Genomic DNA, 11,012 nt, shown 5'->3' with positions numbered 1-11,012 from the left:
GCCGTCCTTGGATTCGTCCCGGAGAAATCCCTGGTCGTGGTGTCCTTGGAGGAGGACGGCCGGATCGGGGCGGTCATGCGGGCCGATCTGTCCGCCGACTTGGAGTCCAACCTGGGTCGCCTCGCCGAGATCGCTGCCTCATCTGGCGCTGAGACGGTGGTCGCGGTGATCATCGATGCCGACGGGGCGCTCTGCCCGATGTGTAACGACAATCACCGTCAGCTGTGCGAGACACTGGCTTCCGAACTTGCCGAACATCAGGTAGGGCTGCACGCGGGCCATCTGGTCGACCGCGTCGAAGCGGGCGGACAGTGGCGATGCGTTGACGGGTGCGGGGCGGCGGGCATAGTCGAAGACCCGACCGCTTCGCCGCTGGCCGCTGCCGCAGTCCTCGACGGCAGGCGACTCTATGCGCGGCGCGATGATCTGCATGCGGTCATCGAGTCAGCCGACCCGGCGAGCACCACGGCTCTGGTGAACGCGATTGAGGAATGCGCCGTGACCCGCGATGCCGACTGGCAGAGCGACCCGGACGGCCGTGGGCGGCGCGATGTCCACCACGCCATCGCGGTCGCTGCTCGGGTGCTCGACGGTGCCCGGCCGGCCGACGCCGACATCGCCGAACTGGCCTGCAGTCTCACCGATGTCGCGGTGCGCGACACGTTGTACGCATTGGCCGTCGGCTCGGAGGCTGCGGCTGCCGAGGCATTGTGGGCATTGCTGGCGCGGACGCTGCCGGAGCCGTGGCGAGTGGAAGCCCTCGTGCTGCTGGCCTTTTCGGCCTATGCCCGCGGTGACGGACCGCTGGCCGGCATCTCCCTGGAGGCCGCCCTGCGCAGTGCCCCCGAGCACCGGATGGCAGGCATGCTTGATACCGCTCTTCAGTCGGGCATGCGCCCCGAGCAAATCAGGGAATTGGCGGGTACCGGCTATCGGCTCGCGAAGCGCCTCGGTGTGCGTCTGCCGCCCAGACGCGTGTTCGGGCGGGCGGGTTAGACCTTTTCCACCTTCACCGCGTGGGCCATTTCATGGGGCAACTCGACGTTCTCGTGGCCGCTCACGACGATCGTGACGTCACCGTGCGAGCTGGTCTGGACCAGCACTCGGGCGTTTGGTACCACCCCGGCCTCCTTGAGCCTGCTGATCAGCTCGAAATCGCCTTGGACATGCTCGGTCAGCTGCCGCACGACGACGGCGACCGAGTCGCCGTCGGGGAGTTCGGTCAGCCGCACGAGGTTGGCGTTGTCCGGCGCGGTCTCGGTGCCGTCCACGCCGAGCAGTCCCAGACCCGGGATCGGGTTGCCGAAGGGGGAGACCGTGGGGTGATCGAGCACCTGCAGAAGGCGGCGCTCCACCTGCTCGCTCATCACGTGCTCCCAACGGCAGGCCTCGGCGTGCACCTCTTCCCAGGGCAGGCCGATCATGTCGAGCAGCAAGCGCTCAGCCAGGCGGTGCTTGCGCATCACCGAAATCGCCAGTCGACGGCCCTTCTCGGTCAATTCCAGGTGCCGGTCGCCGGCCACCTTCAGCAGGCCGTCGCGCTCCATCCGGGACACCGTCTGGCTCACGGTTGGTCCGCTCTGCTCCAGCCGCTCGGCGATCCGTGCGCGCAGCGGCACCACGCCCTCTTCTTCGAGGTCGTAGATAGTGCGCAGGTACATCTCGGTGGTGTCGACCAGATCGTTCATGAGGGCACCCTTCGTCGCACCGCGAGTCTATATGCCCAGATGTGGCAACGATCATTACCACCGAACACCCCGATACACGAGTGTGCCCGCCGGAAATTCCGGCGGCCACACTCGGTGGCAACTCGATCAGCTGGCGTAGGACCGCAGTTTCTCGGCGCGGTCACCGTTGCGCAGCTTGGTCATCACTTCGCGTTCGATCTGGCGCACCCGCTCCCGGGACAACCCGAATAGCTTGCCGATCTGGTCCAAGGTGCGCGCCTGGCCGTCATCGAGACCGAACCGCAGCCGGATGACCTGCTGCTCGCGTTCGTCGAGCGTGGCCAGCACATGGCGGATGTCGGTGTGAAGGAGCTCGGCGATCACCGCGTTCTCCGCCGACATCGCCTCGGCATCCTCGATGAAGTCGCCCAGCGGGGCTTCCTCGTCGCTGCCCACCGGCATGTCCAGGCTGACCGGATCCCGGCTGTGCTCCAGCAGATCGTTGATCTTGTCCACCGGGATTCCGGACTCCTCGGCCAGCTCCTCGTCGGTGGCCTCGCGGCCGAGCGTCTGGTGCAGTTCCCGCTTGATCCGGGCCAGCTTGTTGACCTGTTCGACCAGGTGCACGGGGAGGCGGATGGTGCGGCTCTGATCTGCCATCCCGCGGGTGATCGCCTGCCGGATCCACCACGTGGCGTAGGTGGAGAACTTGAAACCCTTGGTGTAGTCGAACTTCTCCATTGCCCGGATCAGTCCGAGGTTGCCTTCCTGGATGAGGTCGAGCAGCGGCATTCCGCGGCCGGTGTAGCGCTTGGCCAGCGACACCACAAGCCGGAGATTGGCCTCGAGCAGATGCCGGCGGGCCGCTTGCCCGTCCCGCGCGATGACCGCGAATTCGCGTTTGCGGCTCTCGCTCAAGCGCTTCCGCGTCTCCAGCAGGTGTTGCGCGTAGAGCCCGGCCTCGATGCGCTTAGCCAGCTCCACTTCGTCCGCAGCGGTGAGCAGGGCTGTCTTGCCAATGCCGTTCAGATATACGCGCACAAGGTCCGCGGCTGGACTCTGTGCGTCCAGATCGCTGTCAACCCGGGTGGTGCTGGCGTTTGCCATTGGTGCCTCCTGATCGGCTCCTGCTATCGAAGGGTCCAACGCCCGACTGCGCACAAGAGTTCCCCGACGTCGGCCATCTCACACCCTCTGAGCTGGGTGAACGCTGCGCCGCTATAAGAATGTGCTGAGAATGCCCCGGTGATCGGGTCAGCGGAAGTGTTCTTCGCCCGGCTGGGCCGACCGCGATTGCGCGTTGGTTTGCGAGGTGGAACTGAAGCCGGCGTCCAGTGCGCGGTGCTCCGCCCGGGGGAACAGCGCGGTGTGCTGAGGAGCGTCGGGGAAGCGCCGGGGCTCCTCCGCGCGGCGCGGCGGGCGGTCGTTGGCGATCAACACCGCCATCCACGGCAGAGGGATGGAGGCGGCCAGAATCGCAAGGGAGAGAAGACCGTTGTGCCAGATGCCGTAAGCGATGGCGGCGGCGAGGAACGCGGGGATCCGCCAGAACATCAGCTTGAGGTACTTACGCACCCGGGCACGGTGCTGCTCCTCGTAGGAGTACTCAGCCTGAGTGATGAGTACGGGCCGGCCTTCGTCATCGAAATCCAGATCCCGCTCCATGAAGTTACTGTTCCACACCGGGCCCTGATCAAACGAGGGTTGTTTCTTACGGCAGTCTTACCGATCCTGCGTCTCAGCGGGCACAATGTCTTTCATGCAGACCGATACGATCGAACGCACCGACAGCGACGAACGCGTCGACGACGGGTCGGACGCTGACAGGCCCAAACACTTCCACTACGTGAAGAAAGACCGCATCGCGGAAAGCGCGGTGATGGGTACCCACGTCGTCGCGCTGTGCGGTGAGGTTTTCCCGGTGACTCGCGCTGCCAAGCCCGGCTCGCCGGTGTGCCCGGACTGCAAACGGATTTACGAGTCGCTCAAGAAGGGCTGACGACGGCCGCTTGGTCGGCACCGGATGTAGGCGGGACGCCGCTCGTCGGCGCCGCTTCCGCAGTGGTCCGTCGGGCTCGCCATTGCGCTCGCCACCGCGCCAAGCGCGGCTGAGGGGCCGGCCATTCCTCCTGGATCGCCGCATTGAGCTCGGCGCCCATCATGATTGCGAATCCAAGGAAGAACGCGAATAACAGGAACGCGATCGGGGTGGCCAACGCCCCGTAGGTGTAGCCGGTGCGGGTGATGTACTGCAGGTAGATGCGTAGGCCGGCGGTGGCGACCACGAACACGGTGGTGGCCAGCATTGCCCCCCATACCAACCTGTGGGTGGGCAGTGGTTCCGGCAGCGCGACGCGGTAGAGCGTCGTCACAGCGACCACCAAACCCAGCGCGAGCATCGGGTAGTAGCCGAACTGAAGCACATTGTCCCAGCTCTCCGGGATGTACTCGCCGATCTTACGGGGCCCCAGAGCCAGGAAAGGCGCCGACGCGGTGACGATCATCAGCATGACCACATAGATGCCGAGTGCGAAGAACCGCTGTCTGACCGGATGCCGTAACGGGGTCTGGTCGTGGGCCTCCACCACGGAGTCCACGAACGCCGAGATCGCCGAGGAGCCCGCCCACAAGCTGATCACGAAACCCAGCGACACCACCTCACCGCGGGCGCCCTGGACGATGTCGCGAATCGTCGGCTCGATGATCTCGGTGACGATGTTCTTGGAGAAGAAGCTGTTCGACGTGCTGATCAGCTGGCTCTGAATGGCCGACAGCGTTTCCGGGCCGAACAGCGGCGCCACATAGGCCAGGCTGCCCAGAATTCCAAGCAGCAATGGCGGAAGCGACAGCACTGACCAGAAACCGGCTTGCGCGGACTCCGAGAAAATCGAGTCGTCCCAGCTTTTCGACAGGGTGCGCTTCGCGATGCGCAAAATGTGATGGCGCGTCGGGGGCAGCGGCGAGGGGGCCGTCATGACGTGGTGAGAATCCCGGACCACCGTGCGCTAGCACGGCGATGCCGGATGGTCAGGCGTCGACCTGACTGACCTCGAGCACGGCCTCCAGCTCCCGCAGCTTGGCTTGATGCTCGTTGGCATGATGCTGGCAGAACAACAGTTCGGCCCCAGAGGGGAGTTTCGCCCGTACGCGGGCGGCCGCTCCGCAGCGGTCGCAGCGATCAGCCCTGGTCAGTTCCGGACTGGTCAGCGTTGCGTTCATGGGCTCCTCCAAAGGTGCTCAGCGCCCCCGCGGCGAACCGGGGTACATCTACTGTCTCAGACGATCCGGACGGCGGGCTTGTTCCCCGCCAACAATGATGTGTCGTGTCTCACGTGCCGATGAGGCATCCTGAGGTGATGGCCGACGGGTACCCCCAGAACGGACTGTTAGTCCACCTCTGCACACCCCGTGAGTGGGACGCCGCCCGGGCGGCAGGGGAGATGCGGCCACCATCGCTGGCCGAGGCGGGCTTCGTGCATCTGTCGGCGCCGGAGCAGGTTCATCACCCGGCCAACCGGATCTTCTCCGGCCGCACCGATCTGATCCTTCTCTACGTCGATCCGACCGTCCTGAAAGCTCCGCTGCGTTGGGAGCCGGGCGTCCCGGGCGATCCCGAGGCGATGCTGTTTCCCCATCTCTACGGTGCCCTGCCCGCCGCCGCGGTCGTCCGCGTCGAGCCGTACCGGCCCGGGCCGGGCAGGGCTTTCGCGCCGCTCGTCGCGGGTCCGGTGGGGCCGACCGGTCCATAGTGGCGTGCTCCCGCCGTCGACTGCCTAGGCTCACCGGTGTGAGTCAGCCCGCCAAACTTGAAGTCCGCGACGTCTCCGATATTCCGTTGCGCGAGGTTTCCGGCCTTGCGCGCAGGGATGGCGAGTTACTTGCTGTCGGCGACCATGAACCGGTGGTTTTCGTCGCACCGATGGAGCCGAAGCTGCGGTGGCGCGGGATCGACCTGACCGGGCTGAGCCTTCCTGAAGGCGGCACCCAGTTCGAAGCCGTCGTGCCCACAGGTGGCGACACCGTCCTGATCCTTCAGGAACAGCCCGCGCTGGTTCTGCAGATAGACCTGGCCGCTCCGGCGTTGCTGGGCACCCTGGTCCTGGTGGTTCCCGATGGACATCGGCTTCGGCAGTCCTGGCTCGGCGACCGTTCCTCGCGCGGTGAATCGTTGCTGCTCACCGATCGTGGACACCTGCTGGTGGTCAAGGAGAAGGATCCCGCGGCGATTCTGGAGTTCGGACCCGCGGGCGACCAACCCGTCGGCTGGCGACGCGGTGTGCCGGGCGTCGCGCCGGTGCCGGGCGATGCCGAGTTGACCGTGCTCGCGACGTGGTGGCTCGGCGCCGATCTGAGCGAGCGACTGCCTGACATCAGCGACGCCACCATCGGACCCGACGGATGCCTGTACCTGCTCTCCGACCAGGGCGCCGCAATCGCGCGGCTCCCCGATCATCTGGACCCGGCCGGCGGCACCGTCGACGCTGAGGCGATATGGCGGATAGCCGGTCGGCCGGAGAACCCCGAAGGCCTGGTCATCCTCGATGACGGCACACCGCTCGTCGCACTGGACACCAAATCGCCGCGTAAGAACCTGCTGCGCCTGGAACCGCTGCCGCTGGAGTCGTGACTTGGCCTAGGCCGCGTCATAAAGACGTCATATTTCCAGACCCATACCTCGTGCAGGTGGCTCCGAAATCTAAATGTCGGGTCCGTCCGATCCGGCGCTACGAGTGAACGGAGTTCATCATGGTCTTCGACAACATGCGGCTTTACGAGGCGCTGACCGTGCCGGGCTTTGTGCTGATGGTGGTGCTCGCCATCCTCACCATGCGGACAGTCGTCAAGCGCGACCGGGCGATGCTGTTCGGCAAGAGCCAGGAGGCCCTGGCTCAGCGACTGGCGTACGAGAACACCTGGCGCAACAACCGACTCACCGGCGCTTAGGCCCGTCCTGCGTCCGTCTTAGGCCCGTCCTACGACGACGCCCCTCGCGACCCGCTCCGCGACCGCCTGGGCGCAGCCGACCGGTCGCTGTTGTCGTGGAACGAATCCGCCTGCGCCGCAGGGGCTGAGACCGGTTCGGCGACGCTCACCGCGTCGATGTCCGGGGTCGGCTGCTCCACGACCGACGCCGTCGTCGCCGAGACCGTGGTCGAAGCGGCCGCGGTGGTCTTGTCGTTGCGGATGTAGGCCGAGTCGACGATCGCCTTGAGCTGAGCTTCCTGCGGCTTGAGCGCGGGATTGTCGATCACCAGCGGAAGTGTCGTCGTGGGGATCAGGTAGTTCGTCGTCACGCCGCCCAGCGAGTTCGTCGTCTGCTTGATGTTCGCTGCCGGGACCGACGACAGTGGGGTCACCATCGACGGGACGTGGACGATGTTGGCCCCGATCATCGCGTTCTGCACGGCGAGGGTGTTCGTCGGACGATCCGGATAGTCCGCGTAGCCGTCGTACTCCGCGACCACCGCCTTGGTGTTGTATTTCGAGTCCACCGGCGGTCGGTAGGTGTAGCCGAGCACAGCGTCGTACCGGTTGCGGTTGAACAGGATTCGGCTGGAATCAGCGATGACGACGAATTCCAGCTTGCTCTTGTCGGGTGCGGTGGGGTCAGTGGTCAGGCGACGCAGTTCCTCGTCGGCCACCAGAGCCCCCGCTGAAAGCCCGACGATGGTGACGCGTTCGCCCGGCTTCAGCTGAAGCAGCGCGCTGTCGAGTGCCGCGTCCAGGTTGTTGGCGCCGACGTTGATCGATTGGCTCAACGTCATGCTGGTCAATCCTGTGACGGGGCGGGCCTGCTGCGGCCATGGGACGTTCTGGCGCACATAGTTAGGGCCGCCGTAGATGCCGCCCAAGATGCTGGACATCGCGAGGTCGGTGAGATTGCCCGCGCCCATGCCATTGACCATCAGGACGACATTGGCTGCCCCAGCCCCTGTCGCGGTGGTCAACGCCAACCCTGCGGTGCAACCGGCTGCGGCCAATGCCATGCCTACCGACCGAGAGAGTGAACGCATGATGGAGCCTTTCTTCTGCTGTTCAGGCCGCTGGCCTGCTGCTACCGCGTGTGGACGCGGCTGATCTGGGAGCACGGTTCGTCTGTGCTGCGGGCTCGCCGGAACTGTCGGTGTCGGCGCGAGCCGCACCGAGGCTGGTCCGGGCGCGAGGCGCGCCGACCGCTGGCGTCGTCGGGTCCGCGGAGCTGTCGACCGGGGTCTCGGCGATCGGGGTTCCAGTCACCGCCGGCTGCGCCGGTTCGCTCGCCGCTGCCAGCTCGCTGCCGGTGCTGACCGCCTGGGCAGGGGTGCCGTCTGCGATGTCAGCCGCGGTCACGGTGGCCGACGTTGCGGCGGAACCGACGAAAATGAGAAAAAGGCCGGCTGAGTGAGCAATTTTTTTCAACGTATCGTCCGTTTCATCTGCAAAAACCTGATGGTTATTAGCAGTGCGAAACGTTATAACTGTCACGTTTAATAAGGGAAATGTACGGGTGGTCTCTAATTCTATTAAGTGAGTAGCTGCGAAATAGCCACTATCGGACACTGGCGTTCGTGTCCGAGCGTTAGCTGATGTCGCCTGCACATCACGAGTATCGACTCGCCGAACGAAAGTTTGCTAACTCGTGCAAAGCGCGGCGACGATATACCCGGAGATTGAGGACTTTAGTCCTTTGGCGATCGGGGTAGGGGGGCCTAATTCAGACCTGTCGTCTGCAAAAATAACCCCTGATCTAAATTATCATCAGGAATAATTTGAGTGGCAGTGGAGCCCGATCATTCCGGTGGCGCCCGGTGCGCGCCCGATCATGCGGGCGCGACACCCCAGTCGAGGGTCTAGTCCAGGTAGTCGCGCAAGACCTGCGAGCGGCTCGGGTGGCGCAGCTTGGACATGGTCTTGGACTCGATCTGACGGATCCGCTCGCGGGTCACTCCGTAGACCTGCCCGATTTCGTCCAGGGTGCGGGGCTGGCCGTCGGTCAGGCCGAACCGCAGCCGCACCACGCCGGCCTCGCGCTCGGACAGCGTCTCCAGAACCGACTGCAGTTGGTCCTGAAGCAGCGTGAACGACACCGCATCCACGGCCACCACGGCCTCGGAGTCCTCGATGAAGTCACCGAGTTGGCTGTCGCCTTCGTCACCGATGGTCTGGTCCAGCGAAATCGGCTCCCGGGCGTACTGCTGAATCTCCAGCACCTTCTCCGGGGTGATGTCCATCTCCTTGGCCAGTTCCTCCGGGGTGGCCTCGCGGCCCAGGTCCTGAAGTAACTCGCGCTGGATCCGGCCGAGCTTGTTGATCACCTCGACCATGTGCACCGGAATGCGGATGGTGCGGGCCTGGTCGGCCATGGCGCGGGTGATGGCCTGGCGGATCCACCAGGTGGCGTAGGTGGAGAACTTGTAGCCCTTGGTGTAGTCGAACTTCTCGACCGCGCGGATCAAGCCGAGGTTGCCCTCCTGGATGAGGTCCAGGAACGCCATGCCGCGACCGGTGTAGCGCTTGGCCAGCGAGACCACCAGGCGCAGATTCGCTTCCAGCAGATGGTTTTTCGCGCGCTCGCCATCGCGGCAGATCCACTGCATGTCGCGGCGCTGCTGGACTGGGAGTTTTTCGCCGCGCTCAGCCATCTCGGCCACCTTCTGGGTGGCGTAGAGGCCGGCCTCGATCCGCTTGGCCAGCTCCACTTCCTCTTCGGCGTTGAGCAGGGCGACCTTGCCGATCTGCTTGAGGTATGCCCGCACCGAGTCGGCCGAGGCCGTCAGCTCGGCATCCTTGCGCGCCTGCCGCAGGGCCTCGGACTCCTCCTCGTCCCAGACGAAATCGCCGGAGGCCTTGTCCTTGTCCGTCGGTTCCGTCACGTCCTCGTCGGCCTCGCCATCGGCGACGGCGTCCGCTGCGCCGGCTTCGACGGCCTCGTCATCGGCGACGGCCTCGAGGTCGGCGAGTTCGACGTCCTCGGCGACATCGAGATCGGGTTCGACGGTCAAATCCGCGTCGTCCTCGACGATGGCCTCGGTGCCGACAGCATCGGCCGCCGCGGTGGCCTTCTTGGCGCGGCCGCGAGCGGGAGCGGCAGCCTTTGCCGCCTTGGCGGGTGCCGCCGTGGCCGCTTTGGCGGGTGCCGCCGTGGCCGAATTGGCGGGAGCCGCCGTGGCCGATTTGGCGGAGGTGGTTTTGGCCGGCGCTGCCGTGCCCGCTGTTTTGGCGGGCGCCTTGGCTGCCTTTGCCGGCGCTGCTTTGGCCGCCGCTTTAGCAGGGGCGGCTTTGGTGGCCTTTGTCGGCGCAGCCGGCTCATCGGCGGGGGCTGCCACCGCATTTGCGGGGGCGGCCTTATCCGCCGTGGCGCGGCCGGTGGCCTTAGCGGCTACCTTGGCCAGCACGCTTCGGGCCGTGCGGGCGGGCGTGGTCTTCTCGGCCTTGGCGGGCTCCGCAGGGGTTTCCTCTGTCGTGGCGGCGGTTCGCTTGGCCGGCTTTGTGGTTGCCTGGCTTGCTTTGGTCGCTGCCACGTACCAGCCTCTCAGTCCTGCGGGCTTCGGCGAACGCGGGCGTGCGCTACCTAGAAGCCTCGGCTATGGGGAATGTCGGCGTGATCGATCTCAGATCTCGCCGCTCTGGTGGGCGGCCGCCGCGTTCCATTGTAACGACACCGGCGGTAGGCGCAGGCCGTGCGCCCGGTCAGCCCTACTGGTGCTCCTCGGCGGCAGCCATCGCGGCGCCGACGATGCCGGCGCTGTTCAGCAGCTCAGCGGCGACAACGGGTGTGCGGTTCTTCAGCAGCGGGATCCATCTGTCGCCCTTCTTGCTGATTCCGCCACCGGCGATGATCAGGTCCGGCCAGATGGCGTTTTCGACCGCGACCAGCACCTTGGTGACCTGCTTGGTCCACTTGCGGTAGCTCCAGCCCTTGTTCTCCATCACCGACGACGCCGCCCGGTCTTCGGCTTCCCTACCGTCCACCTCGATGTGCCCGAACTCGGTGTTGGGCAACAACATTCCGTGATGGATGACGGCCGACCCGATCCCGGTACCGAACGTCAGCAACAGCACGACACCGTCCTGGTTGCGCCCGGCGCCGTACCGCTGCTCGGCCAGCCCGGCAGCGTCGGCGTCGTTGAGAACGGTCACCTTCTGGCCGCCGAGAGCGGTGCTCATCTCGTGGGCGACGTCGCGACCGATCCAGCTGGCGTCGACGTTGGCGGCGGTCTGCACGACGCCGTCGACCACGACGCCGGGGTAGGTGACGCCGAGCGGGCCGCTCCAGTCGAAGTGCTTCACCACCTCGGCGACCGTGGCTGTGACGGCCTCGGGGGTGGCTGGCTGCGGTGTCTCCAGGCGATACCGCTCACCGAC

At 65.8% G+C, this 11,012-nt stretch carries 13 protein-coding genes; 5 read left to right on the top strand and 8 right to left on the bottom strand.

Features of this window, described 5'->3' with window-relative positions; translation table 11 throughout:
• On the top strand, nucleotides 1-996 hold a 996-nt coding region (locus ADBZ6I_RS12220; protein ID WP_526384169.1), incomplete at its 5' end, for a DUF4192 family protein.
• On the opposite strand, the gene ADBZ6I_RS12215 is transcribed toward ADBZ6I_RS12220, so the two are convergent.
• From ADBZ6I_RS12215 to ADBZ6I_RS12205, 3 genes are all read right to left on the bottom strand, one after another.
• Nucleotides 993-1,688: an iron-dependent transcriptional repressor DtxR gene (locus tag ADBZ6I_RS12215; RefSeq protein ID WP_526384167.1), complete on the bottom strand. Its 696-nt coding sequence runs from the start codon at nucleotides 1,686-1,688 to the stop codon at nucleotides 993-995. The two genes, ADBZ6I_RS12220 and ADBZ6I_RS12215, sit on opposite strands and share 4 nt — an antisense overlap.
• A gap of 126 nt (nucleotides 1,689-1,814) precedes the next feature.
• Nucleotides 1,815-2,774, bottom strand: coding sequence for a sigma-70 family RNA polymerase sigma factor (locus tag ADBZ6I_RS12210; protein ID WP_526384165.1), 960 nt, complete (start codon nucleotides 2,772-2,774; stop codon nucleotides 1,815-1,817).
• 147 nt (nucleotides 2,775-2,921) lie between these two features.
• The gene (locus tag ADBZ6I_RS12205; RefSeq protein WP_526384163.1) at nucleotides 2,922-3,332 is read right to left on the bottom strand and encodes a DUF3099 domain-containing protein; all 411 of its coding nucleotides are present in this window, start codon (nucleotides 3,330-3,332) and stop codon (nucleotides 2,922-2,924) included.
• 94 nt (nucleotides 3,333-3,426) lie between these two features.
• Here ADBZ6I_RS12205 and ADBZ6I_RS12200 point away from each other — a divergent pair, with 94 nt between their 5' ends.
• Nucleotides 3,427-3,666: a DUF3039 domain-containing protein gene (locus tag ADBZ6I_RS12200; RefSeq protein ID WP_313674559.1), complete on the top strand. Its 240-nt coding sequence runs from the start codon at nucleotides 3,427-3,429 to the stop codon at nucleotides 3,664-3,666.
• On the opposite strand, the gene ADBZ6I_RS12195 is transcribed toward ADBZ6I_RS12200, so the two are convergent.
• Together ADBZ6I_RS12195 and ADBZ6I_RS12190 are read right to left on the bottom strand one after the other, a co-directional pair.
• Entirely contained in the window at nucleotides 3,653-4,642 is a 990-nt protein-coding gene (locus ADBZ6I_RS12195) for a YhjD/YihY/BrkB family envelope integrity protein (RefSeq protein ID WP_526384160.1), read from the bottom strand. The genes ADBZ6I_RS12200 and ADBZ6I_RS12195 overlap by 14 nt on opposite strands.
• 52 nt (nucleotides 4,643-4,694) lie before the next feature.
• Complete coding sequence (locus tag ADBZ6I_RS12190) at nucleotides 4,695-4,886, bottom strand: DUF7455 domain-containing protein (RefSeq protein ID WP_526384158.1); 192 nt, start codon at nucleotides 4,884-4,886, stop codon at nucleotides 4,695-4,697.
• A gap of 137 nt (nucleotides 4,887-5,023) precedes the next feature.
• Here ADBZ6I_RS12190 and ADBZ6I_RS12185 point away from each other — a divergent pair, with 137 nt between their 5' ends.
• The 3 genes from ADBZ6I_RS12185 to ADBZ6I_RS12175 all read left to right on the top strand — a co-directional run bounded on the left by ADBZ6I_RS12185 (nucleotide 5,024) and on the right by ADBZ6I_RS12175 (nucleotide 6,611).
• A complete protein-coding gene (locus tag ADBZ6I_RS12185) occupies nucleotides 5,024-5,416 on the top strand; it encodes a DUF952 domain-containing protein (protein ID WP_526384156.1) in 393 nt (130 codons plus the stop codon).
• Nucleotides 5,417-5,454: 38 nt separating this feature from the next.
• Nucleotides 5,455-6,294, top strand: coding sequence for a YjiK family protein (locus ADBZ6I_RS12180; protein WP_526384154.1), 840 nt, complete (start codon nucleotides 5,455-5,457; stop codon nucleotides 6,292-6,294).
• A gap of 119 nt (nucleotides 6,295-6,413) precedes the next feature.
• Nucleotides 6,414-6,611, top strand: a complete 198-nt coding sequence (locus ADBZ6I_RS12175) for a hypothetical protein (protein ID WP_526384152.1) — start codon at nucleotides 6,414-6,416, stop codon at nucleotides 6,609-6,611.
• Nucleotides 6,612-6,640: 29 nt separating this feature from the next.
• Here ADBZ6I_RS12175 and ADBZ6I_RS12170 read toward each other — a convergent pair whose 3' ends face one another.
• The 3 genes from ADBZ6I_RS12170 to ppgK all read right to left on the bottom strand — a co-directional run.
• Nucleotides 6,641-7,681, bottom strand: a complete 1,041-nt coding sequence (locus ADBZ6I_RS12170; RefSeq protein WP_526384150.1) for a PE-PPE domain-containing protein — start codon at nucleotides 7,679-7,681, stop codon at nucleotides 6,641-6,643.
• An 816-nt stretch (nucleotides 7,682-8,497) separates the two neighbouring features.
• A complete protein-coding gene (locus ADBZ6I_RS12165) occupies nucleotides 8,498-10,168 on the bottom strand; it encodes an RNA polymerase sigma factor (RefSeq protein ID WP_526384148.1) in 1,671 nt (556 codons plus the stop codon).
• A gap of 175 nt (nucleotides 10,169-10,343) precedes the next feature.
• Nucleotides 10,344-11,012 (bottom strand): polyphosphate--glucose phosphotransferase (ppgK, locus tag ADBZ6I_RS12160; RefSeq protein ID WP_526384146.1); only part of this gene is annotated, 669 nt, incomplete at its 5' end.

The sequence above is a fragment of the Mycobacterium sp. genome, from assembly GCF_044342925.1.
GTDB lineage: Bacteria > Actinomycetota > Actinomycetes > Mycobacteriales > Mycobacteriaceae > Mycobacterium.
This window is presented reverse-complemented; position numbering and strand designations above follow the sequence as displayed.